Origin of the sequence: Pseudomonas sp. G11-1 (assembly GCF_024031555.1) — a bacterium.
GTDB lineage: Bacteria > Pseudomonadota > Gammaproteobacteria > Pseudomonadales > Pseudomonadaceae > Halopseudomonas > Halopseudomonas bauzanensis.
The window spans coordinates 1,004,001-1,028,135 of the sequence record NZ_QEYQ01000001.1; the positions used below are offsets into that span (position 1 = coordinate 1,004,001).

General features: G+C 62.2%; 23 protein-coding genes. 4 read left to right on the plus strand and 19 right to left on the minus strand.

Features of this window, described 5'->3' with window-relative positions:
* Positions 1-5: 5 nt before the first annotated feature.
* From DHB74_RS04680 to DHB74_RS04690, 3 genes are read right to left on the minus strand one after another with little or no spacing between them, the layout of a single operon-like run.
* A complete protein-coding gene (locus DHB74_RS04680) occupies positions 6-2,822 on the minus strand; it encodes an FAD-binding and (Fe-S)-binding domain-containing protein (RefSeq protein ID WP_499160876.1) in 2,817 nt (938 codons plus the stop codon).
* A 13-nt stretch (positions 2,823-2,835) separates the two neighbouring features.
* Positions 2,836-3,990, minus strand: coding sequence for an FMN-dependent L-lactate dehydrogenase LldD (gene lldD, locus DHB74_RS04685; protein ID WP_074777568.1), 1,155 nt, complete (start codon positions 3,988-3,990; stop codon positions 2,836-2,838).
* Positions 3,991-4,032: 42 nt separating this feature from the next.
* Entirely contained in the window at positions 4,033-5,727 is a 1,695-nt protein-coding gene (locus DHB74_RS04690) for an L-lactate permease (RefSeq protein ID WP_499160877.1), read from the minus strand.
* A gap of 206 nt (positions 5,728-5,933) precedes the next feature.
* Between DHB74_RS04690 and DHB74_RS04695 the strand changes: the two genes are divergently transcribed.
* The 3 genes from DHB74_RS04695 to DHB74_RS04705 all read left to right on the plus strand — a co-directional run bounded on the left by DHB74_RS04695 (position 5,934) and on the right by DHB74_RS04705 (position 8,259).
* Positions 5,934-6,698 (plus strand): FCD domain-containing protein, encoded by a 765-nt coding sequence (locus tag DHB74_RS04695; protein WP_499160878.1) that lies wholly within the window; start codon positions 5,934-5,936, stop codon positions 6,696-6,698.
* A gap of 85 nt (positions 6,699-6,783) precedes the next feature.
* Positions 6,784-7,392: a DUF3617 family protein gene (locus DHB74_RS04700; RefSeq protein ID WP_499160879.1), complete on the plus strand. Its 609-nt coding sequence runs from the start codon at positions 6,784-6,786 to the stop codon at positions 7,390-7,392.
* A 66-nt stretch (positions 7,393-7,458) separates the two neighbouring features.
* Positions 7,459-8,259, plus strand: a complete 801-nt coding sequence (locus DHB74_RS04705) for a universal stress protein (RefSeq protein WP_499160880.1) — start codon at positions 7,459-7,461, stop codon at positions 8,257-8,259.
* A gap of 47 nt (positions 8,260-8,306) precedes the next feature.
* Here the strand turns inward: DHB74_RS04705 and DHB74_RS04710 are convergent, their stop codons facing one another.
* A complete protein-coding gene (locus DHB74_RS04710) occupies positions 8,307-9,491 on the minus strand; it encodes an acyl-CoA dehydrogenase (protein WP_499160881.1) in 1,185 nt (394 codons plus the stop codon).
* A 235-nt stretch (positions 9,492-9,726) separates the two neighbouring features.
* On the opposite strand from DHB74_RS04710, the gene DHB74_RS04715 reads away from it, so the two are divergent.
* Positions 9,727-10,638 carry a LysR family transcriptional regulator gene (locus DHB74_RS04715; protein WP_036989169.1) on the plus strand — a complete coding sequence of 304 codons (912 nt, stop codon included), beginning with the start codon at positions 9,727-9,729 and terminating at the stop codon, positions 10,636-10,638.
* Between the two features lie 36 nt (positions 10,639-10,674).
* Here DHB74_RS04715 and DHB74_RS04720 read toward each other — a convergent pair whose 3' ends face one another.
* The 15 genes from DHB74_RS04720 to DHB74_RS04790 form a co-directional block, all read right to left on the minus strand.
* Positions 10,675-11,433, minus strand: coding sequence for an iron ABC transporter ATP-binding protein (locus DHB74_RS04720; protein WP_036989167.1), 759 nt, complete (start codon positions 11,431-11,433; stop codon positions 10,675-10,677).
* Positions 11,430-12,395, minus strand: coding sequence for an iron chelate uptake ABC transporter family permease subunit (locus DHB74_RS04725; RefSeq protein ID WP_499160882.1), 966 nt, complete (start codon positions 12,393-12,395; stop codon positions 11,430-11,432). Before DHB74_RS04725 ends, DHB74_RS04720 begins: the two co-directional genes overlap by 4 nt.
* Positions 12,386-13,342 carry an iron chelate uptake ABC transporter family permease subunit gene (locus DHB74_RS04730; protein ID WP_499160883.1) on the minus strand — a complete coding sequence of 319 codons (957 nt, stop codon included), beginning with the start codon at positions 13,340-13,342 and terminating at the stop codon, positions 12,386-12,388. Before DHB74_RS04730 ends, DHB74_RS04725 begins: the two co-directional genes overlap by 10 nt.
* Before the next feature lie 86 nt (positions 13,343-13,428).
* A complete protein-coding gene (locus DHB74_RS04735; RefSeq protein WP_036989161.1) occupies positions 13,429-14,364 on the minus strand; it encodes a siderophore ABC transporter substrate-binding protein in 936 nt (311 codons plus the stop codon).
* Between the two features lie 189 nt (positions 14,365-14,553).
* Positions 14,554-15,129 (minus strand): YceI family protein, encoded by a 576-nt coding sequence (locus tag DHB74_RS04740; RefSeq protein WP_036989160.1) that lies wholly within the window; start codon positions 15,127-15,129, stop codon positions 14,554-14,556.
* A 26-nt stretch (positions 15,130-15,155) separates the two neighbouring features.
* The gene (locus tag DHB74_RS04745) at positions 15,156-15,710 is read right to left on the minus strand and encodes a cytochrome b (protein ID WP_074778673.1); all 555 of its coding nucleotides are present in this window, start codon (positions 15,708-15,710) and stop codon (positions 15,156-15,158) included.
* A 295-nt stretch (positions 15,711-16,005) separates the two neighbouring features.
* Positions 16,006-16,800 (minus strand): indole-3-glycerol phosphate synthase TrpC, encoded by a 795-nt coding sequence (trpC, locus tag DHB74_RS04750; protein ID WP_074777555.1) that lies wholly within the window; start codon positions 16,798-16,800, stop codon positions 16,006-16,008.
* Entirely contained in the window at positions 16,797-17,846 is a 1,050-nt protein-coding gene (gene trpD, locus DHB74_RS04755; protein ID WP_036989156.1) for an anthranilate phosphoribosyltransferase, read from the minus strand. The genes trpC and trpD overlap by 4 nt, the downstream gene beginning before the upstream one ends.
* A 20-nt stretch (positions 17,847-17,866) precedes the next feature.
* Positions 17,867-18,463, minus strand: coding sequence for an aminodeoxychorismate/anthranilate synthase component II (locus tag DHB74_RS04760; RefSeq protein ID WP_036989154.1), 597 nt, complete (start codon positions 18,461-18,463; stop codon positions 17,867-17,869).
* Between the two features lie 10 nt (positions 18,464-18,473).
* The gene (gene trpE, locus DHB74_RS04765; protein WP_499160884.1) at positions 18,474-19,952 is read right to left on the minus strand and encodes an anthranilate synthase component I; all 1,479 of its coding nucleotides are present in this window, start codon (positions 19,950-19,952) and stop codon (positions 18,474-18,476) included.
* Positions 19,953-20,133: 181 nt separating this feature from the next.
* Positions 20,134-20,811, minus strand: coding sequence for a phosphoglycolate phosphatase (locus DHB74_RS04770; RefSeq protein WP_036989153.1), 678 nt, complete (start codon positions 20,809-20,811; stop codon positions 20,134-20,136).
* Between the two features lies 1 nt (position 20,812).
* Positions 20,813-21,487 carry a ribulose-phosphate 3-epimerase gene (gene rpe, locus DHB74_RS04775; RefSeq protein WP_036989152.1) on the minus strand — a complete coding sequence of 225 codons (675 nt, stop codon included), beginning with the start codon at positions 21,485-21,487 and terminating at the stop codon, positions 20,813-20,815.
* 81 nt (positions 21,488-21,568) lie between these two features.
* Entirely contained in the window at positions 21,569-22,354 is a 786-nt protein-coding gene (locus tag DHB74_RS04780; protein ID WP_499160885.1) for a DnaJ domain-containing protein, read from the minus strand.
* Position 22,355: 1 nt separating this feature from the next.
* Positions 22,356-23,033: an N-acetylmuramate alpha-1-phosphate uridylyltransferase MurU gene (murU, locus tag DHB74_RS04785; protein WP_036989150.1), complete on the minus strand. Its 678-nt coding sequence runs from the start codon at positions 23,031-23,033 to the stop codon at positions 22,356-22,358.
* A gap of 3 nt (positions 23,034-23,036) precedes the next feature.
* Positions 23,037-24,047: an aminoglycoside phosphotransferase family protein gene (locus tag DHB74_RS04790; RefSeq protein WP_499160886.1), complete on the minus strand. Its 1,011-nt coding sequence runs from the start codon at positions 24,045-24,047 to the stop codon at positions 23,037-23,039.
* Positions 24,048-24,135 lie beyond the last annotated feature (88 nt).

Consider the following 24,135-nt stretch of genomic DNA (forward strand, 5'->3'; position numbering starts at 1 on the left):
GGTCATCACACCGCCGGAGGCCGCGCCCGCGTCACTCGATCCACCAGATACACCAACCCCTGATAATCGATGCCACTGTGGCTGCTCAGACCGATCTCGCAGGTTCGGCTGGTGGATACCCCCTGTTCGCAACTCCCTACCGCGCTCTTGAGCGTGCGCAGCGCATGGCTGTTCAACTGCGGCAGGGTGAAGCCCTTGTCGCCGGCGAAGCCGCAGCAGTGGATGCCTTCGGGCACCACCACCTGAGTACTGCAGCGCCGGGCGATGGCAAGTAATGCGTCGGCCTCGCCAAGATGCTGGGTGCTGCAGGTCACGTGCACCGCCACCGGGGTATCGACGGGCTGGAATTCCAGCCGGTCAAGCAGATGCTCACGGATGAAGCGCACCGGGTCATGCAACTGCAGGCGCGTATCCGGCTCGCCCTGCAGCAGCCGCAGGGTGCAGGGACTGGTATCGCAGTAGATCGGATAGCGGCCCTGCTCGCTGGCCTGCATCAAGGCAGCCAGCAGTTCCCCGCGCTTGCGCTCGGCCTGCTCCGGATAACCCTTGGAGGCGAACGGCTGGCCGCAGCAGAGATCGTCCAGTCCGGTTGGCAGAATCACCTCGAAGCCGGCCTTTGCCAACAGCGCGCGGGTCTTGTCGAACAGGGACATCTGCTCGCCGCTGCCCGCTGCCGGCCCCATCACCCGCGATACGCAGGCCGGCAGGTAAACCACCCGGGGCTTGTCGCTGGCCATGGACGCTGGGATATCGACCCACTTCACTGCCTGTGGCATGGCGGGCGTCCACTGCGGCAGGCGGCCGCCGGACAACCGCTGCGCGCCCCGGCTGAGGCGCTGCAATCGCGGTGTGCCGAGCAGCCGCCGCGCGGTACCCGCCGCGGCCAAGGTCAGCCGCGCGCCCTTGAGCGCAGTGGCGAAATGCCCGGCCAGCCAGTCGGCTCGCCGGGCCTGCAGCACCTGCCCGGCGCGCAGTTGGCGCACCAGGTCGCCGGTATTGATGCCGACCGGGCAGCGCTGGGCGCATAGTCCGGTGGCAGCGCAGCTGTCGATGCCTTGCTGTTGGTAGGCTTGCTCCAGCTCACGGGTATCGATACCCGCGCGCTTTTTCGCCTGAATGTCGCGCCAGATAACGATGCGCTGGCGCGGCGTCAGGGTCAGTCCGTTGGACGGACACACCGGCTCGCAGAAACCACATTCGATGCACTTGTCGACGATGTCGTCGGCGGCCGGCAGCGGCTTGAGATTCTGCAGATGGATGCGCGGGTTCTCGGACAGGACCACGTCAGGGTTGAGAATGCCGGTCGGATCGAGCAACCGCTTGATTTGCCACATCAACGCATAGGCATCGGCGCCCCACTCCAGCTCGACAAAGGGCGCCATGTTGCGTCCGGTGCCGTGCTCGGCCTTCAGCGCGCCGCCGAATTCCACCGCCACCAGTTGCGCCACATCCCCCATGAAAGCTTCATATCGCGCCACCTGGGCCGGATCGTCGAACCCCTGGGTGAAGACGAAATGCAGGTTGCCCTCCAGCGCATGACCGAAGATGATCGCCTCGGTATAGCCGTGGCGGTCGAACAGCTCGAGCAGGCGATTGACGCCCTCGGCCAGCGCCTCGACCGGGAAGGTCACATCCTCGATGATCACCGTGGTCCCGACCGGGCGCACTGCGCCGACCGCCGGAAAGGTGTCTTTGCGGATGCGCCATAGCTGGTTGCACACCTGCGGATCGGTACTGAAATCGACCTGCTTCTCCCGGGGAAAATCGGCAAGGGCGTGCAAGATCTGGCCGATCTGTTCGTCCAGTAGCGAGGGACTGGCGGCTCGGGTTTCCACCAGCAGCGCACAGGCATTGACGGACAGCTCGCGTACCCAGGCGGGCATGCCCTGCATATTCTGCACCGAGCGCAGGCTGCGGCGATCGAGCAGTTCCACCGCAGCCACTGGCTGGCGCTTGAGCACCGGCACCGCCCGGCAGCAGGTCTCCACATCGGGGAATACCAACAACGCGGTGGCCTTGTGCGGATGCTCGGGCACGGTGTGATAGGTCACCGAACTGATGAACCCCAGGGTGCCCTCGGAGCCCACCATGAGATGGCTGAGAATTTCCAGCGGCTCGTCGAAATCCACCAGCGCATTGAGCGACAACCCAGTGGTATTTTTCAGTCGGTATTTATGGCGAATGCGCTCGGCCAGCGCGGTATCGGCACGGGTCTGCCGGCCCAGTTCGGCCAGTTGCTCCAGCAGCGCGGCATGGCTGTGGCGAAATATGGCCACACTGGCTGCATCTTCGGTATCCAGCACGCTGCCGTCGGCCAGCACCAGGCGCAACCCGGCCAGCGTGTGGTAGCTGTTCTGGGCGGTGCCGCAGCACATGCCGCTGGAGTTGTTGGCGAGGATACCGCCGATCTTCGCCGCATTGATCGATGCCGGATCAGGACCGATCTTGCGCTGCAGCGGTGCCAGCGCAGCATTGGCGTTGGCTCCGATCACGCCCGGCTGCAGGCGGATGCGCTCGCCGCCATCGAGAATCTCACGGCCATTCCACTGATCGCCGAGCACAATCAATACCGAGTCGCTGAGCGCCTGCCCGGACAGGCTGGTACCCGCAGCGCGGAAGGTCACCGGCACGTCAAACCGCGTGGCCAGCTGCAACAGGGCAACCACCTCGCCCTCCGCCTCGACCCTTACCACCAACTGGGGAATCAATCGGTAGAAACTGGCATCGGTCCCGAATGCCAGGGTCGACAGCGGATCGTCGAACAACCGCTGAGCAGGAATCAACTGGCGAACGGCAGTCAGAAAGTCAGCGGGCAGGCTCATCGGCGCTCCGTCGTTATTGCGTCAGGTGCGCCAGCTCGCGCGCCAGCAGCTCGGGACTGATCTCGCTGATCGACTTGGCGCCAGTCAGCACCATGGCCACCCGCATTTCCTTTTCGATCAACTCCAGCAGATTGGTCACTCCCGCCCCGCCATGCACCGCCAGAGCGTAGATGAAGGCCCGACCGATCAGGGTGCAATCGGCACCCAGAGCCAGCATACGCACCACATCCAGCCCACTGCGGATACCGGAGTCGGCGAGAATCTTGATCTGTCCCTTGACCGCATCGGCGATGGCCGGCAGCGCGCGAGCGCTGGACAACACACCATCCAGTTGGCGGCCGCCGTGGTTGGACACCACGATGCCGTCGGCGCCGAAACTCACCGCATCCCTGGCATCCTGGGGGTCGAGAATGCCCTTGATCACCATGGGGCCGTCCCAGAACTCGCGGATCCACTCCAGGTCCTTCCAACTGATCGAAGGATCGAAGTTGGCACCCAGCCAGCCGATATAGTCGGCCAGCCCGGTCGGGTTGCCGCGATAGGTAGAAATATTGCCCAGGTCATGCGGGCGGCCCAGCAGGCCCACATCCAGCGCCCAGCGCGGATGCGTCATTGCCTGCAGCACCCGGCGCATAGGACCATTGGCACCGCTCATGCCGGAATGGGCATCGCGGTAGCGGGCGCCGGGTACCGGCATGTCCACGGTGAATACCAGGGTGGTTACCCCTGCAGCCTTGGCTCGCTCCAGGGCGTTCTTCATGAAGCCGCGGTCGCGCAGCACGTACAACTGGAACCACATGGGACGGTCAATCGCCGGGGCCACTTCCTCGATCGCACATACCGACACGGTGGACAAGGTAAAGGGAATGCCCTTGGCTGCCGCTGCCTGCGCCGCCTGCACTTCACCCCGGCGAGCGTACATACCGGCCAGGCCCACCGGCGCCAATGCCACCGGCATGGCCAGGGTCTCATCGAACAGCCGGGTTTCCAGGCTCAGCTCGGACATGTTCTTCAGCACCCGTTGGCGCAACGCGATGTCGGCAAGGTCCGCGACGTTGCGCTTGAGCGTGTGCTCGGCATAGGCGCCGCCATCGAGATAGTGGAACAGGAAGGGCGGCAGCCGGCGCTGAGCAGCGGCGCGGTAATCGGTAGAGGCAGAAATGATCATCGTGTTAATCCCATGTTGTATCGTAAGTGGTGAGCGCCGCCATCAACCCAGGGGCACAGGGTCGGTCAGGCCCAGTACATAACAGCCGATCAGGGTAAGGACGCCGGCCAGGGTCACGTAATAGAGTGTTGGCCAGATGGTCTTGCGCAGGATCAGGCCCTCACGCCCCAGCATACCCACTGTAGCCGAAGCGGCTACCACATTATGAATTGCCACCATGTTGCCGGCGGCGGCGCCCACTGCCTGGGCAGCGATCACCAGCACCGTGGACAGCCCCAGATTGGTGGCCACGCCGTATTGGAACTGGCTGAACATCATGTTGGACACGGTATTGGAACCCGCCAGGAACGCCCCCAGCGCACCGATGGCCGGAGCGAACAGCGGATAGATTCCACCCACGTTATCGGCAACAAAGTGCGCCAGGGCAACCGGCATGCTCGGCAGGTCAGCGCCGTTGACCCCCGAGTTGATCAGAATGCGCACCATCGGCACCGTGAACAGCAACACGAAGCCGGCGCTGAGCAACACACCCCCGGATTCGCGCGCCGCCCGGCCGAGCTCACTCAGACGCATGCGGTGAATGAAGAAGGTTGCCAGCACCACCGCCACCAGCACACCACCCGGCAGGTACAACGGATCGAGGCCGGCATTGATGCCCGCCTCACCGAGAATGCCGGTGAAGGTGAGCGCAACACTCTTCAGCGCCGCGGTCACCTCCGGGAACACCCGGCTGACCACCAGCAAAATACCCACCAGCACATAGGGAATCCAGGCCCGCAGGCTACTCATCGGCCGGTTGCCGAGGTCCTCGGCACGCATCTCGATGGTGCCCATCCAGCTCAACGGCCAGTCCTTGCGGTCGGCGAACTGCCAGCGGTTCTTCGGCACCAGAAAGCCGGCCCGAGCCGCCAGGGTCACTATCGACAGACCTACCAGCCCGCCCAGCAGCGAAGGGAATTCCGGCCCGAGAAAGATACTGGTCAAAACATAGGGCAGCACGAAGGCCAGTCCGGCGAAAAGCGCAAAGGGCACTGCCTCCCAGCCGGCCTTCCAGCTCTTGTCCCGACCGAAATAGCGGGTCAGCATCAGCACCATCAGTGCCGGCATAACAACGCCCACCATGGCATGGATAATGGCCACCTTCACCGCTACCCACTGCATGTAATCGGTCCAGGCGTAGCCATGAACCGCCAGCGCCTCGCCGAGCGCCACGTTATCTACCCCGGCGGTAACCCCGACAATGATCGGCGTGCCCACCGCACCGAAGGACACCGGCGTGCTCTGCAACAACATGCCCATCAACACCGCCGCCATTGCCGGAAAGCCCATCGCCACCAGAAGAGGTGCGACTATCGCCGCCGGTGTACCGAAGCCGGAAGCTCCCTCGATAAAGCAGCCAAATAGCCAGCAGATGATCACCACCTGAATGCGCGGGTCGGGGCTGATAACCGCGAATCCGGAACGAATGGCGGCGATGCCACCGGAATATTTAAGGGTATTGAGCAGCAGAATGGCGCCGAAAATAATCCACAACAGGCTGAGGGTAATGATTAGCCCCTGCAAGCTCGAAGACAGCACGCGGTTGAAGCTCATATCCCAGCCGAACAGCGCGATCAACACAGTGGCACCATAGACCACCGGCATCGCGGTCCTGGCTGACCAGCGCAGCCCGATAAGCAAGACACCGGCCAGGAGAATTGGGGCAAAGGCCAGCACAGCGAGAAGTGCAGAAGACATACAGTATTCCGTCATTGTTATTGGAAAGGCTTCGGGTAAATTGGTCATACCAATTATCCGGCGGTGTCGATCAGCGTAAAAAAGCACCGCCAGCATGTCAAACAGAATTTCCTATACCTTCGTCTTATTACCGGAGAAAAACTTTTCGAGACGGCGTTTAGCCGGCATACTTCTGGAATCATTGGTCAGACCAATAGGAGCGAACGATGGAGGTTGGCCAGATCCAACAACGCCGGCTGTCAGACAATATCGTTGAACAGCTGGAGTCCATGATGCTCGACGGCATATTGAAGCCGGGGGAACGATTGCCAGCGGAACGCCAACTGGCTGAACAGTTCGGCGTTTCCCGACCTTCCTTGCGCGAGGCGATTCAGAAACTGGCGGCCCGCGGTCTGCTGGTCAGCCGTCAGGGGGGAGGCAATTATGTCACCGAGTCCCTGGGCTCCAGCTTCAGCGACCCGCTGCTCGACCTGCTCGAAGGCCGCCCCGAGGCCCACCGGGACCTGCTGGAGTTTCGCCATACGCTGGAAGCCGATTGCGCCTATTACGCCGCGCTGCGCGCTACCGAAGTCGATCATCAGCACCTGCGTGAGGCTTACGAAGTACTACAGGCCTGCTACGCTCGGGAAGGTGGCAGCCGGGCCGAGGAAGGTGCCGCGGATGCGCGCTTTCACCTGGCCATTGCCGAGGCCAGTCACAACATCATCTTGTTGCATACCATTCGTGGTCTGTTCGATCTACTCAAGCGCAACGTGGTGACCAATATTGGTGGCATGTATGCCCTGCGCCCGAGCACCCGCACCATGCTGATGCGCCAACACCAGGAGTTGCTGGAAGCAATCATCGAGGGCCGCGCCGAGGATGCCCGGCGTCATGCCAGCGAGCATATCGATTTCGTACGTGAAGTACTGGCCGAACGCCAACAGGAGGAGCAACGCCGCAGCCGAGCTAAACGACGCGAGAAACACTGAACCCCTCAATCCCGGGCGATTTCCACCGGAGCGGCTATAGTGATTAATCCCAAATGAAGGACCGTTCATCTGACAGGAGATTTCGATGAAGAAAGGCGCCCCATCCGCGCTCATGCTGCTGGTTCCGCTCGCCCTGTCCGCTCACGCCTATGAATTGAGTCCCACGCCGGAGGCAGGTCTGTGGCGCATCGAAAAACGCGTCCTGATCGACAAGGAGGAGCGCCTGCAGACGCTGCAGGAGGCTCAGCAGAAATTACCCCAAGACACCGCCGCCCAACGTCGGGCACTGCTGGATGAAGCTGCCATCAGTCGCAGCAATCCGACCGTCGAAATGGAGTGCCTCACTCCCCAGCAGGCAGTGGAACTGGTCCGACTGGAAACCCTGCAGCAGGAGATTCAGCACGACGTGCCCGAGTGCGAGCTGACAGTGCACCCGGTGGACCGCTCCACCTTGAATGTCCATGGTCGTTGTCAGGCCGAACACGGCTTCGATGGTGACATGCGGGGCCATCTCGAAATCATCAGCAGTTACGAGATCCGCTCTTCCTTTCTCGGGCGTGGCAATGTGCAGCTCGATGCAGACATCAGCGAAGCCGCAGCGGGCAACCCCGTCAGCATCCAGCTGCAGGAGATCTCCCGCTGGACCCAACCGGATTGCGGCGCGGTCCCCCCCCGGGAGCGGCTATCCTTTTGATTGCCCACCGTCACGGCTGTTGGCGGTGGGCTAGACTGGAACCCATATCACGACGGGAGAATGTCCATGCTCAATCATTGTATTCTCGCTTTCGACTATTCGGAAAGCTGGCAGAAGACCTGCGAGCGGCTACCGCCAATGCTGCAGCTGACTGCGGTACGGCGGCTCACCCTGGTGCATGTGGTGGACACCACCCGGCGAATGCACGTGGAGGACAGTGCAGCCTCAGCCGCCAGCCATCTCGCTGACCTGGCGCGCCAGCTTTCCGGCGAGTTTGGCATCACGGTAGATTACGAAGTGCGCAGCGGCTTCGCCGCCAGCGAACTGCACGAAGCCGCGCGCCGACACAAGGCCGACGGCATCATCGTTCTCAACCAGAGTCATTCCGCTGGACGAGCCTTGTTCTATGGCAATGTCACCCTGAACCTGGCCCGCATTACCCACCTGCCGCTGCTGATCCTACCGGCCAGTGGCCCTGTCACGGAACCCAGCGCCCCGGTCCTGCTGGCAACCGACGGCTCGCGCCCAGCTCAGGTCGCCCAGCGTGTGTTCGAACGCTTCCTCACCGGCGGTCGGCACGGGCTGGTACTCTGGGTGGAAACCGACGAGGTAGACAATACCGCTGTCATCAACGAGCAGATCGAGGACCTCACCCGCCGCCATGAGCTGGTGGTCGCCCGTCAGGTGAAGGGCTCGGCCGTACGCGAAATAGTCAAGGCCGCCGCCGCCGAGCGAGTATCTCTGGTCATCCTCGGTAAACGCGGTACCACACCGATTCACGACCTGATGATCGGCAGTACCGCCGAGGGCGTCGCTCGGGAAAGTGAGCAACCGGTCCTGTTGGTCCCCGTCAATACCGCGCTCTGAAACGACAACGGCCCCTCGCGGGGCCGTTGCCAAGGTACCGATCAACCTCAGAAGAATGCCTGCAATCCGGTCTGCGCCCGGCCGAGAATCAGCGCGTGCACATCGTGAGTACCTTCGTAGGTGTTCACCACCTCCAGGTTCACCACATGGCGGATCACGCCGTACTCGTCGGAGATACCGTTGCCACCGAGCATGTCCCGCGCCACCCGGGCGATATCCAGCGATTTGCCGCAGGAGTTGCGCTTCATGATCGAGGTAATCTCCACCGCAGCGGTGCCCTCATCCTTCATCCGGCCCAACCGCAGGCAACCTTGCAAACCCAGGGTGATTTCGGTCTGCATGTCTGCCAGCTTCTTCTGTACCAGCTGGGTCTGGGCCAGCGGACGGCCGAACTGGGTGCGATCCAGGGTGTACTGGCGGGCGGTGTGCCAGCAGAACTCCGCCGCACCCAAAGCGCCCCAGGCGATGCCATAGCGAGCCGAGTTGAGGCAGGTGAAGGGCCCACGCAGGCCGGTCACGCCGGGCAGCAGGTTCTCTTCCGGCACGAAGACATCGTCCATCACGATTTCACCGGTGATAGAAGTACGCAGGCCGACCTTGCCCTTGATCGCCGGCGCGCTCAGACCTTCCCAACCTTTCTCGAGGATGAAGCCGCGGATGACATCGTCTTCGGTCTTGGCCCAGACCACGAATACATCGGCGATCGGGCTGTTGGTGATCCACATCTTGGCGCCCTTGAGACGATAGCCGCCGTCGACCTTGCGCGCCCGGGTGACCATGGACCCCGGATCGGAACCGTGGTTAGGCTCGGTAAGACCGAAGCAGCCGATATATTCGCCGCTGGCCAGTTTCGGCAGGTACTTCTGCTTCTGCTCCTCGGAGCCGAACTCGTTGATCGGTACCATCACCAGCGAGGACTGCACACTCATCATCGAGCGATAACCGGAGTCGACACGCTCCACTTCACGGGCGATCAGGCCGTAGCACACGTAGTTCAGACCGCTACCGCCGTATTCGGCAGGGATGGTCGCACCCAGCAAGCCCAACTCGCCCATTTCGCGGAAGATGCTGGCATCGGTATCCTCGTTGCGGAACGAGTTGAGTACCCGCGGCATCAGCTTGTCCTGACAATACTGCGCTGCCGAGTCCCGCACCATGCGCTCTTCTTCGGTGAGCTGCTGGTCCAGCAGCAGCGGATCTGCCCAGTTGAAACTTGCTTTGCTATTGGCCATGGATACTCCATCGGTGATTGTTGTGTGAACTGTAAGCAAGGCTAGTCCGCAGAGGGCGACGGGGCAAGCGCGTTTTTTTCAACCCATTGTGCTAGATTGGAACTCCGAACAATCAACTAAAAGCATCAAGCTACCGAGTGCAAGCGATCTCGCGCAGCGCGACAGACCCATGTCGCCGGCCCGGCCGGCTTGCCCTCGGCACGAATGGTTTGCCGCCGTTTCACAGGAGCCCCCCATGCGTCGCAAGATACCGCCGACCCAGGCGCTGGTCTGTTTCGAGTCTGCCGCCCGGCATGAAAGCTTCACCAAGGCCGCCGAAGAGCTGGCATTGACCCAGAGCGCCGTCTGCCGTCAGATTGCCAACCTGGAGAGCTTTCTCGATATCCAGTTGTTCCGCCGCACCCGCCGGGGCGTACGCCTGACCGAGGCCGGCGAAACCTATAGTCGACGCATCGCCAATCGCCTGGACGCGGTGGAGCGGGACACCCTGTCGGTGATGGGCAACCATGGTACCGCGACCCTGGAACTGGCGTTGGTACCCACCTTCGGCACCCAGTGGCTGCTGCCACGCCTGAACCGGTACCTTGTGCGACATCCGCACGTGACCATCAATATGACCAACCGTACCCGTCCCTTCCTGTTCGCCGATACCGAGTTCGACGCAGCGATCTATTTTGGTGATGGGGAATGGTCCGGTACCGAGGTGCATTTTCTGATGAACGAATCGCCGGTACCGGTGTGCAGCCCCGCATTACTGGGCGAGCAGGTCGAACTGACCGCAGAACAGATCAGCCGGCTGCCATTGCTGCAGCAATCCACTCGCCCCTATGCCTGGCGCCAGTGGTTCGCCGCCGCTGGCTTGCGCGTGGAGCACGACCTGAATGGTACTCGCCTGGAATTGTTTTCCATGCTGGCCCAGGCCGCCATGCACGGGCTGGGCGTGGCACTGATTCCCCCCTTTCTGATTCGCGACGAGCTGGCCAGCGGCCGACTGGCGGTGGCCAGTCCGCACAGTTTCGACAGCAGCAACGCCTATTATCTGGTAATCCCCGAGCGCAAGGCCGAATCAGCGACGCTGCAGGGGTTCAGGGACTGGGTGATCGGTGAAGCACAGGCGTATGGGCAAGCGGTCGGCACCGTCTCGTAACGTCCGGACCGGCTTGGTAGACCCCCTTCCACAAGCTCAGCGGTAATAGGTGCAGATCCGCTGGCCGTTGACCTCGTGGACCTGGATATCCATCTCATAGAGATCCCGCAGCACCTCGTCGCGGATAATCTCCTGCGGCGACCCTTGATAGGCTGGCCGGCCCTGGCGCATGGCAATGATGTGATCCGAATAGCACGAGGCAAAATTGATGTCGTGCAGCACCACCACCACCGTCTTGCCCTTCTCATCGGCTGCGCGGCGCAGCAGCTGCATCATGTCCACGGCAAAGCGCATATCGATGTTGTTCAGCGGTTCGTCGAGCAACACATACTCGGTATCCTGGCACATGACCATGGCCACATAGGCACGCTGGCGCTGACCGCCGGACAACTCGTCGATCGGCCGATCCCGGTAGTCGCCCAGCCGTAGATAGTCCATAGCCTCGTCCACATGGCGCAGATCCTCGGCGGTCAGCCGGCCGCCGGAGTGGGGAAAGCGCCCGAAGGCGACCAGATCCCGCACGGTCAGGCGCAGGGATGTCTGATTGTCCTGGCGCAGGATCGACAGCCGGCGCGCCAGCACATTGCCCGGTGTGCGGGTCACATCCATGCCATCGACCTGCACAGAGCCAGCGCTCATCGGCGTCAGCCGGCTGATCATCGACAACAGTGTCGACTTGCCGGCACCGTTGGGGCCGATGATCGAGGTGAAGCCACCTCGGGGAATGCTCAGGCTGACGTCATCGACGACCAACACATCGCCATAGCGTTTGGATACACCCCGGGTTTCAATCATTGTCTGACTCCGCGCATCAGCAGCGCTATGAACAGCAGGCCGCCGGCCAGCTCGATGACCAGTGCCAGCGGCAGGGTTGAGGCCAGCAGGTGCTCCAGCAATAGCTGGCCCCCGACCAGGCAGATGATGCCCGCCAGCACGCTGGCCGGCAGGGTCCAACAATGGCGCTGGGAACCGGTGAACCAGTAGGCCAGATTGGCGATCAGCAAGCCGAAGAACAGCGTCGGCCCGACCAGCACCGTAGCTACCGATACCAATACCGCGATCACCGCCATGATGCCGAGCACCACCCGACCATGGGCCACGCCCAGGTTGATGGCGATATCCCGGCCCAGACTCAGCACATCCAGACAACGCCACCAGCGCCACAGCAGTATTCCACCCAGCACCAGAACCATCGCCGCCGCGCCGAGCAGTTCAGTGTTCACCCGGCTGAAACTGGCCTGCGCCACGCCGGTGCTGACGCCGAATTCGCTCGGATCAAGCACCCGCGCACCCAGTCCGGACAACTCACGAAACAGGATGCCGGCCAGCATACCCAGCAGAATCATCAGATGCAGGCTGCGCACCGAGCCGGAGAACAGCAGGCGAAACAGCAGCAGCGCCAACGCCACCATCAGCACGACCTGCAACGCAAAGCGCAGCGCAGGCGCCCACTCGGCCAGGGCACCGCCGCCCAGCACCAGCAGCGTCAGGGTATTGACCAGCACATAGAGCACATCAAAACCCATCAGCGATGGCGTCAACAGCCGGCTGTGGGTAATGGTCTGGAACAGCACGGTGGACACGCCGATGGCAGCGGCGGTGAGCAGCAGCGCCAGCAGCCGATTACCGCGGTATTCGAGGATGAAGTGCCAATCGGTCTGCACATTCACCGTCATGAAGCCAATCACGCACAGCGCCGCCAGCACGCCCAACAACAGCACCCGGGTGCCCGGACGACGCCACAGATTCAGGACCATTTCGCCCTCCCCTGCAGCAGCACGGCAAGGAAAATCACGCAGCCGATGATCGACAGCAGGTTGGACGAGGGTACTTCGTAGGGATGGATCAGCAGCCGCCCCAGCAAATCCGCCGCCAGCAGCAACGCCGCACCCAGCAGCGCCATCAGCGGCACCGCACGGCGCAGATTATCCCCGGCAATCAACCGCACCAGGTTCGGCGCCACCAGCCCGATGAAGGGAATCACCCCGGCGGTTACCACCACGCTACCGACGATCATCGCTACTAGTGCCACGCCAGCGGCCATCAACAGTCCGTAGTTCACGCCGATATTGGTGGCAAAATCCCGGCCCATGCCGATCACGGTAAAACGATCCGCCAACACCATCGCCGCCACCGTCAGCCCGGCGGCGACCCACAGCAACTCGTAGCGCCCACGCAAGATCGCCGAGAAGTCGCCACTGTTCCAGGCGCGCAGCGATTGCGATAGATCGAAGTGATGGGCAATCAACCCGCTGGCTGCATGCACCACCCCAGCCATGACCAATCCGACCAGGGGAACGATCAACGCCGAGCGCAGCGGCATGCGCTGCAATACACCAAGAAACAGCAGAATGCCGCCGGCCGCAAAAGTGCTCACCACCAGGAACCGCCCCCACAATGGCAAGCCCTGGGGCAGCACGATGGCCAGCACCAGCATACCCAGCGCCGCCGCAGCCATGGGGCCGGTAGTCGAGGTATCCACCAACCGGTTGCGCGCCATCATCTGCAGAATCGCCCCAGCCACAGCCAGCGCCGCACCAGCAAGGATCAGCGCAATGGTACGAGGCAGTCGACTGACAAAGAGAATCTTCGAGATCCGGTCATCCGGATCGGCGGTAAGGACATTCAACAGGTTCATGCGGCTGGCGCCGACGTTCAGGCTGCATAGCGCGAGCACCACCACCAGCGCGAGCAGCAGAAACAACCAGAGGACGCCCCTATCGGGCGCCCCTGGAGATGGAGAAAGGGAATGTGACATGCATCCTGCCTGGACAGCGAAAGGGCGACTACTCAGCGTGCCGCAGAGAATACCTGAATCAGTTCATCGACACTGTTCTGCATCACACCGATACCGCTGTTGTCCAGCAGATACCAGCTGGCCGGGTCCAGGTAGACGATCTGGTCCTTGCTGCCGGCGGTGGTAGCCTCGACCAGCTCGTTGTCCATCAACTCAGCCGCAGCAGTACCCTCGCGGCCGATCGCGGCATCACGGTCCATCACGAACAGCCAATCGGGATCAGCCTCCAGCAGAAACTCGAAGGACACTGCCTGGCCATGGCGGCCGGTCTTGAGATCAGCTACCGCCTGCTCGACACCAAACACATCGTGGATCAGACCGAAGCGGGTACCCTTGCCGAAGGCGGCCATCTTGCCACCGGTGGTGAGCAACAGCAGACCGTCGCCCTGCTCCGCCGTCAGGCTACGCAACTGCGCCACGGAAGACTTCAACTCGGCAACCAGCTCGGCAGCCTTCTCCTGCTTGCCGAACACCTCACCCAGCAACAGCGTGTTGCGCTCGACACTCCCCAGCAGATCGTTCGGATCAGGGGTCAGGTCAATGGTGGTACCGAACCGGGACACTTCCGCATACTTACCCTGCGCCCGGCGCCCGAGGATGATCAGATCCGGCTCGGCATTCTTCAGCACCTCGAAGTCCGGCTCGAACAGGCTGCCAGCACGAATGAATTCGCCCTCGCGGTACTGCTTGAGCACGTCCGGCGGGTTGGAAGAAGGAATGCCGCTGACGGTAACGCCCAGCTGCGCCAGGGTATCGAGCGTTGACCAGTCGAGCACCACCACCTTCTGCGGTTGCACTGGCACCTGGGTCTCGCCACTGGAATGGGTCACGGCGACGCTCTCGGCATGAGCAACAGACGCACCAGCGCCCATGGCCAAAGCCAGACACACGCTCGAAACAGCAGCAAAACGGGACAGACCTGACAGCATGACAACTCCTTTCTGCAGACCCACAAGCCGCGCCCGCAACAGTCACAAAGCACTGTCGGCACTGATCAGGGATCCCCGATTATTAAGAATAGTTATTGTTTACGATGCTAGCGGAAGCGTCTGGCCAGCGCAATCGAACAGACAAAAAAAAGCGAGCCCGCAGGCTCGCTTTCCAGTATCGCGCCGATCTTACTGGCGGATGCCTTCGATCGTCAGATCCAGCTCGACCACCGCAGAGGCCGGCCCAAGATCCATGGACACGTCATAGTCCGCCAGCTTGATGCTGGTGGTGCCCTCGAAACCGGCACGGTAGCCGCCCCAGGGATCATCACCTTCGCCAACGAAGCGGGCGTCGATCACCACCGGCTTGGTCACGCCGTTGAAGGTGAAGTCACCGGTGACCTTGGCGGTGTTCTCACCTGTCACTTCCACGCCAGTGGAAACAAAGGTGGCCTGGGGATGCTTGGCCACATTCAGGAAGTCATCGCTGCGCAAATGCTTGTCACGCTCGGCATGGTTGGAGTCCACGCTGGCGGTATTGATGGTGACGTTCACCTTGCTGTTTTCCGGATTTTCCGCATCCCAGCTGAAGGTACCATCAAAATCGTTGAAGCGGCCATGCAACATGCTGAAACCCATGTGCCCGGTCTTGAAGTTGATGAAGGCATGCTGGCCTTCCTTGTCGATCTGGTAGTCAGCTGCGTACAGCGAGCCGGACAGAGCCATCAAACCACCCAGAGCGACCCCAGCAAAAATCTTTTTCATACCTGTTTCTCCTATGAATCCGTCAATTACCGCGCTCGCATGCCCAGCATGCGGCGCAATGTATCGTCACGATCAAGAAAATGATGTTTCAGGGCGCCCAACGCATGCAACGCCGCCAATCCCAGTACCGCTATCGCTACCCAGTAATGCACTGCTCCGGCGCGGTCAGCCTGACTGGGCAGACCGGTTATCGAAGCCGGTATCTCAAACCAGCCAAAGACACTGATACCTTGCCCCGTGGCCGTAGAAATCAGATAACCACTGAGCACGATAACCAACAGCATCAGGTATAGCAGCCCATGCACCACACCCGCCACGCTGATTTCCCAGCGCTTATGATTAGGCAGATGCGCCGGACGCGGATTGCCCCAGCGCCATAGCAGCCGCAACACCAGCACGGCGGCCAGGGTGATGCCGATACTCTTGTGCCAGAACGGAGCGCTGCGGTAATAGGGACTGTAGTAACTCAGGTCAGTCATCCACAAGCCGAGTATCGCCAGCCCGATCACCGCCAGAGCCACCAGCCAATGCAACACGATGGCCACCAGGCCGTAGCGTTGCTGTGAATTTCTCAGTTGCATTTGAATATGTCCGGTACCGATGATGCGAAGATCATACATCGACACAGGAAAACAAAAAGGGGAAATATTGGGTAGGAAATATCTGATTTATAGATACGTCTTGAATACAACGTCTCTGAATACCTGCATTTCTCTAACAACCACCCCGGGGGAGGCTAGCCTCCGACCGGCCCCTGTGGCGGCCAGGGAAGGTCACCACACGAGCGCCCATGGATGGCTAGAGCGGGTCCGGGCAGGAGCTGGTCGCCCGCGCATCGCTGCACGGACTAACCGCAACAAGGGGTGTACCAAACAATCAGAAAAACAATCGCTTCAACTCAGCCCCCGGATCAGACGCCCGCATAAACGCCTCGCCCACCAGGAAACCATAAACATCATTGCCCAGCATCAACTCCACATCGGCACGAGTGAGAATGCCACTCTCGGTAACCGCCAGACGATCCGCCGGCACACGGCTCAGCAATTGCAGCGTGGTATCCAGGGACACCTCGAAGGTATGCAGATTACGGTTATTGATACCTACCAACGGCGTATCCAGTTGCAGCGCCCGGTCCAGCTCGGCACCGTCATGCACCTCAACCAGCACATCCATCCCCAGCTCGACCGCAGCGGCATTCAGCTCAGCCATCTGCCCATCTTCCAGCGAAGCCACAATCAGCAGAATGCAATCAGCGCCCATCGCCCGGGCTTCGACCACCTGATAGGGGTCGACCATGAAATCCTTGCGGATAACCGGCAGATCGCAGGCCGCACGAGCCTGCTGCAGATACTCCGTACTACCCTGGAAGAAATCGATATCGGTCAGTACTGACAGGCAAGCCGCACCACCCTGCTGGTAACTGACCGCAATCTCCCCCGGGTTGAAGTTCGCGCGAATTACCCCCTTGCTCGGCGACGCCTTCTTCACCTCGGCAATCACCGCCGGCTGCTGCGCTGCCGCCCGCTGGCGCAGCGCCTGGGCAAAACCGCGCGGTGCATCAGCTCGGGTGGCCAGCCGTTGCAGCTCGTCCACTGAAATGCGCGCACGGTTTTCCTTCACTTCTTCATACTTGCGCGCAACGATATTTTCCAGAATGGTCGGCAGGCTCATTTCTGCAGCGCCTCCTCGCGAAAGATTTCAGTGAAGGACGCCAGTTCGGCCAGCTTTTCCCGGGCCATGCCCGAATAGAGCGCATCGGAGGCCAACTCAACACCCTCTTTCAAGGTACTCGCCACGTCGGCTGCATAGAGCGCAGCACCGGCATTCAGGATGATCATATCCGCCGCCTTCTCGCCGACTTCGGTCTCGCGCTTGCCCAGCGCATCACGGATCAGCTTCAGCGATGCCTCCGGGCCTTCCACGGTCAGCCCGATCAGGCTGCGGCTCTTGATACCCAGATCCTCCGGGCTCACCTCATACTCAGTGACCTTGCCATCTTTCAGCTCGGCAATATGCGTCGGCGAGGCCAGGCTGATTTCATCCAGACCATCGCGCGAATGCACGATCAGTACATGCTGGCTGCCCAGACGACCCATCACCTCGGCCATCGGCCGGCACAGCGCCTTGCTGAACACCCCGATCACCTGATGCTTGACCCCAGCCGGGTTGGTCATCGGCCCAAGCATATTGAACAAGGTGCGCATGCCCAACTCGCGCCGCGGCCCGACCGCATGCTTCATCGCCCCATGGTGCGCCGGGGCAAACATGAAGCCGACGCCCACATGCTCTACACAGCGCGCCACCTGCTCCGGCGTCAGGTTCAGGTTGATGCCCGCCGCCTCCAGCAGATCGGCGCTGCCGCTCTTGCCGGATACCGCACGGTTGCCGTGCTTGGCCACCTGACCGCCAGCAGCCGCCACCACAAAGGCCGCCGCCGAGGACACATTGAAAATGTTTGCCCCATCACCACCGGTGCCGCAGGTATCGACCAGGTTATCCCCCGGAATCGCCACCTTGGATGCCAGCTCACGCATGGCCAGGGCCGCGCCGGTGATTTCATCCAGGCTTTCACTCTTCATGCGCAGCGCCACCAGCATGCCGCCGATCTGCGCATCAGTGCACTGGCCGGTCATGATCTGCCGCATCACGTCCTGCATTTCCTCGGTGGACAGGTCGATCTGTTCGACAACCCTGGCCAGCGCTGTGGTGATATCCATTGTTAGAATCTCCTGAATCGTCAGCTGCGCATTCCGCCCTGCTGTTTGAGAAAGTTGGCCAGCAGTTCATGGCCCTGTTCGCTGAGAATGGACTCGGGATGAAATTGCACCCCCTCGATCATGTACTGGCAATGGCGCAGCCCCATGATCTCGTCCACCGTACCGTCCGCATGTTGCGTCCAGGCAGTCATCTCCAGGCAATCGGGCAGGGTATCACGCTGCACCACCAGGGAATGGTAGCGGGTCACGGTCAACGGATTGGCCAGCCCGGCGAATACGCCCACGCCCCGATGGTAGACCGGGCTGGTCTTGCCATGCATGGCTTCACGGGCGCGTACCACCTCGCCGCCGAAGGCCTGGCCGATGCTCTGATGGCCCAGGCAGATGCCCAGAATCGGCAGCTTGCCGGCAAAGTGCTGGAGAACAGGTACCGAGACACCGGCTTCGTTCGGCGTGCAGGGGCCGGGCGATATCACGATGCGCTCAGGCTGCAACGCCTCGATCTGCGCCACGCTCAGCTCATCGTTGCGCACGACCTTGACCTCGGCACCCAATTCACCAAGGTACTGCACCACGTTCCAGGTGAAGGAGTCGTAGTTGTCGATCATCAATAACATGCTCAGCTCCTCACTCGGCCGATTGTTCGGCCAGCGCCACGGCGCGGAACATCGCGCGACGCTTGTTGATGGTTTCTTCCCATTCCAGCTCGGGCACCGAGTCGGCGACGATGCCACCGCCAGCCTGCACATGCAGCTCACCGTGCTTGATGACCGCGGTGCGGATGGCGATCGCGGTATCCATATTGCCATTCCAGGCCCAGTACCCCACCGCGCCACCGTAGACGCCGCGCTTGACCGGCTCCAGCTCGTCAATGATTTCCATGGCGCGGATCTTCGGCGCGCCGGACAAAGTGCCCGCCGGCAGGATGGCACGCAGGGCATCCATGGCGGTCAACTCGGGGCGCAACCGGCCACGGACGTTGGAAACGATGTGCATGACATTGGAGTAGCGCTCGATGACCATCTTCTCGGTCACCTGCACCTGGCCGATGGCAGCCACCCGGCCCACGTCATTGCGCCCCAGGTCGATCAGCATCAGATGCTCAGCCAGCTCCTTGGCGTCGGACAGCAGATCCTGCTCCAGCGCCAGGTCAGCCTCTTCGGTGGCCCCCCGCGGGCGGGTACCGGCGATCGGCCGCACCGTCACCTCACCCTCCTCGACCCGCACCAGCACCTCGGGCGAACTGCCAACCACATGGAAGTCGTCCAGGTTGAAGAAGTACAGATAGGGCGTCGGATTCTGGCTGCGCAGGGCGCGGTACAGGTCAATCGGCGCCGCCTTGAAGTCGATGCTCATGCGCTGGGATGGCACCACCTGCATGCAATCCCCAGCCAGAATGTAATCCTTGATGGTGTCGACCGCGTTCTGGTAATCCTCACGGGTGAAGCTCGCGCGGTATTCCAGATCACGCTCGGCGACGGCAGCCAGGTCAAGGCCAGGACGCGGGGTGAAGGGCGCGGCCAGTTGCGCCAGCAACCTATCCAGACGGCGGTTGGCCTGCTCCCAGGCATCGTCGTTTGCCGTGTCGGCCAATACGATGACGTGCAGCTTGCCGGCCAGGTTGTCGAATACCACTACCTCATCGGACACCATCAGCAGGATGTCCGGATTACCCAGCGGATCGGGATTGGGCGAATCGCCAAGCCGGCGCTCCACATAGCGCACGCAGTCGTAGCCAAAATAACCGACCAGCCCGCCATTGAAGCGCGGCAGCCCGGGAATACTTGGCACCTGATAGCGCGCCTTGAACTCTTCGACGAAGGCCAGCGGATCCTCACACTGGTGGGATTCGGTTTCGATACCGTCCACCAGCACGCTGGCAGTGTAGCCATGCACCTTCAGCAAGGTGCGCGCCGGCAAGCCAATAATCGAATAGCGGCCCCACTTCTCACCGCCCTGTACGGATTCGAGCAGATAGGAATAGGGCGCGTCGGCCAGTTTCAGATAGGTGGACAGCGGCGTGTCCATATCAGCCAGCACCTCGCGCACAACGGGTACGCGGTTGCAATCCTGGGCAGCCAGGCGGAGGAATTCGTCTTGGGTCATGATCAGCCTCATGGGCGGGTAGATGTCACACACACAAACCGGGCGCCTGCGCAGAAGGCAGGCGAAAGAAGTTCAGGGACGCCAACGCCAGCGGGCGAGCGCCTTCATCATTCCCATCAGTATGCGGTTGCTGACAAACACGGCTGATCCATCGATTCGGTGAACAGGTAACGCTGCAAGACTATATGAGCGCATCGAGCGAATCAACCAGCAGGTCCGGCTCCTCCAGTGCAACCGACCGGCCATGGTTGTAACCGTAGCTGACCGCGACCACCCTGACGCCGGCGGCGCGAGCGGCCAGTACATCGTTGCGCGAATCACCGACGAACAGGCTCTGCTGCGCGGTCACGCCAGCGGCGGACATGACCTGCAGCAGCCCCGCCGGATCGGGCTTCTTCACTGGCAGGGTATCGCCACCGATAATCCAGTCGAAGCGGCCCAGCCCTTTCTCTTCCAGCAACGGCGCAACGAAGCGTTCGGGTTTGTTGGTGATCACCGCCAACGCCACTTGCCGCGCCCGCAGCCAGTCCAACAACGCCGACACGCCCGGGTAGACGGTGGTAGCGTCATGGCCGCCGGAATAGGCCTGCATGAAATCAGCCAGCGCCGCCTGGGCCTCGGCCTCGTCCACGTTCGCATGATCAATACTATCGGCCAGTGCACGGCGCACCAAGACCAGGGCACCATTGCCAACCCAGTCCTTTACCCGCGCGACGCCGGCGGCCGGACGATTGCGCAGGGCCAGTACCTGGTCCACCGCTGCCGCCAGATCCGGCACCGAGTCGACCAGAGTGCCGTCCAGATCGAACATCACCAGGCGTGGCAAGGCACCGTCGAACAGCCGCTCCAGCTCGCTCATGCTAGCGCTTCACCTGGGCCAGTTCGGCGCGCATCTGATCGATCACAGTCTTGTAATCCGGCGCATTGAAAATGGCCGAGCCGGCAACAAAGGTGTCAGCGCCCGCTTCGGCTACCTGCCGGATGTTCTGCACGTTCACGCCGCCATCGACTTCCAGGCGGATATCCCGCCCGCTGGCGTCGATCAGCGCCCGCGCCTCGCGCAGCTTGTCGAGGGTGCCGGGGATGAATTTCTGCCCACCGAAACCGGGGTTGACGCTCATCAGCAGGATCATGTCGACCTTGTCCATCACGTACTTCAAGGCGTCCAGCGAGGTTGCCGGGTTGAACACCAGCCCGGCCTTGGCGCCACCTGATTTGATCAGTTGCAGGGAGCGATCAACGTGGTCGCTGGCTTCCGGATGAAAGGTGATGAAGGACGCGCCGGCTTCGAGGAAATCACCGATGATGCGGTCGACGGGGCGGACCATCAGATGCACGTCAATGGGCGCGGTAACGCCGTATTTGCGCAACGCAGTGCAGACCATCGGGCCAATGGTCAGGTTGGGTACGTAGTGGTTGTCCATCACATCGAAATGAACAATGTCGGCACCCGCCGCCAGCACCCGGTCCACATCTTCCCCGAGACGGGCGAAGTCGGCAGAGAGAATGGACGGGGCTATCGCGTAATCAGGCATGGCAGACCTCTGGGATAATCGGAACCCGGGTATTCTACCCTCTCGAGCAGCACTCGTGGGGATGCGCTGGCTGCGCGCCCGTCAGCGGAAGCCGCGATACCGCCGGATCTTCTCGTAGGCCTGCTGGATCCGGTGGACTTGCTCACCCGCTGCGGCCAACTCGGCCTCACTCGCACCCGCGGCCAGTTGCTTATCCGGGTGATGACGGCTGAGCAGCCGGCGATAGGCGCGCTTGATCTGCGCCGGTTCCGCGTCGAGCTCAATGCCCAGCACGGCCGCAGCCTGCTGCAGCCCACCACCGGCGGAAACCGGGGCGGCGCTGCCCGGGCGGCGGCGCTGGTGGCGCTGTTGCATCCGCTGCTGCTCGGCCTTGCCCAGGCCGGCAATGACGGCCCAGCGGTCGAGCAGCTGGCGCGCGGCCGTACTCGGCTGCCCCTGTACCAGCGCCATGCGCCAGCAACCATCGAGCAACTCGGCATTGCGCCCCGGCTGCTGGCGGCACAAGCGGCGCAGTTGCCTCTCCATAGTGGTGGCCGGCAACTTGCCCCGGTTGAAATCGGCCATGGCGGCCAACCGTTGTGACTCATCCAGGCGGTACTGCTGCATCAGTTCCCGAGCCAACTGCAGGTGCTCGGGCGTTACCCTGCCATAGGCCTTGGCCATACGCCCCAGACAGAGAAAAAGCACCTGCTGGAATTCCGGCCTCAGCCCCAGCCGCCGCCCCAGCTGCGCCGGCAACTCGGACCAGCGCCGCAAACCCCAATGCCGGTCCAGCGCATGGCCGAGTACCCCACCGAGAATACCGCCGGGCACGCCGGCAATGGCACTTCCCAACAGCACACCCACTACGGTCACCGGCCACAACATATCAGCGCTCCCGCGCCCGCAGATCGGCCTGCTGCAACCGCTCCGGCGTGCCGACATCGATCCAGCTGCCAGCATGGGCTTCGCCACTGACCAGCCCCTGCTCGGCAGCGGCCCGCAGCAGCGGCGCCAGCGGTTGCGGGCCCTCGGCCAGGCCAGCGAACAGCCGTGGCGACAATACCGCTATGCCGCTGTAGGTCAGGGCTGCGCTTCGCTCGGCCTCGTTCGCGGGATTGACGATTGCCCCTTCGCGCAGCAGGAAGTCGCCATGGGCTTTGAAGGGCGGGTTATCCACCAAGACCAGATGCGCCAGCTTGCCAGTTGGCAACTGCAGCCGGGAAAAGTCGAAATCGGTCCAGATATCACCATTGACCAGCACAAAAGGCTCTTCACCCAGCAACGGCAGGGCGCGCAGGATGCCGCCGGCGGTTTCCAGCGGTTGCTCCTCGGCCGACCAACTGATCCGCACGCCGTGGGCGGCACCATCACCGAAGGCCGTTTCAAGCTGCTCCCCCAACCAGGCATGGTTGATCACCAGCTGGCCCAGTCCGGCCCGTTGCAAGGCTTCGATATGCCACTGGATCAGCGGTTTTCCGGCCACCGGCAGCAACGGCTTGGGGGTATGCAGGGTCAGCGGGCGCATACGCTCACCCTTGCCCGCCGCCAGGATCATTGCTTTCATCTATTACAACTCCAGACTGTCCAGCAAGCGGCTCAGCGGGGCCAGCCGCGCATCGCTGTCGCAGGCATCACGCAGGTATTGCACGAAGCGCGGTGCATCTTCCAGATAATGCGGTTTGCCATCGCGATAGCGGATGCGGGCGAAGATGCCCAGCACCTTGAGGTGGCGCTGCACGCCCATCAGCCGGGACTGACCCAGAAAGGTGTCAAAGTGCGCCGGCAAGTCGATACCTGCTGCGCGCGCCTGCTCCCAGTAGCGGCCGACCCAGCGCTCACGCTCGGCCAGCGGCAGATTGAAAAAGGCATCGGCAAACAGCGAGGTCACGTCATAACTGGCCGGCCCGTACAACGCATCCTGAAAATCCAGCACGCCAGGCTCGCCCGGCGCCGTCATCAGGTTGCGCGGCATGTAGTCCCGATGCACGAAGACCTTGTTCTCGGCCAGATGGCTGTCCAGCAATGTAGTGCACAAGGTTTCCCAGTCCGCCCGCTGCTCGGCATTCAGCTCATGCTGCAGATGTCGGGCGACAAACCAATCAGGAAACAGCGCCAGCTCACGGCGCAATACCGCTTCATCGTACTCGGGCAGCTCACCCGGCCGACTACTGGCCTGCCAGCGCACCAGAGCGCTGATGGCCCCGGCGTACAGCCGCTCCAGCTCAGCATCGCTCACCCCGGCCTGGATACTCTGCAGATAGGTGCGCGCGCCCAGATCCTCCAGCAGCAGAAAGCCCTGTTGCGGGTCGGCGGCGAGAATGGCGGGTGTCTTCACGCCGGCGGCGGCCAGCAAACCGGCGATCCGGATAAATGGCCGCACGTCTTCCTGCTCCGGCGGCGCATCCATGATGATCAGGCTGTGCGCCCCATCGCTCCAGCGAAAATAACGGCGAAAACTGGCATCGGCACTGGCCGGTTGCAGCTCGCCGGCACCAACCTGAGCCCAGCCCTGCCGCTGGTGCGCCTCGGCCAACGCCGCGGGCAACCAAGCCTCCAACAAACTTCGTCTTGCATCCACCTTGGGGTCTCCTGCTTCCGCACTGGCTCTGGCGCCTAACAATGCTTTATTATCCACGATCTCGATAAGCAGACGCAGCATGCATGTT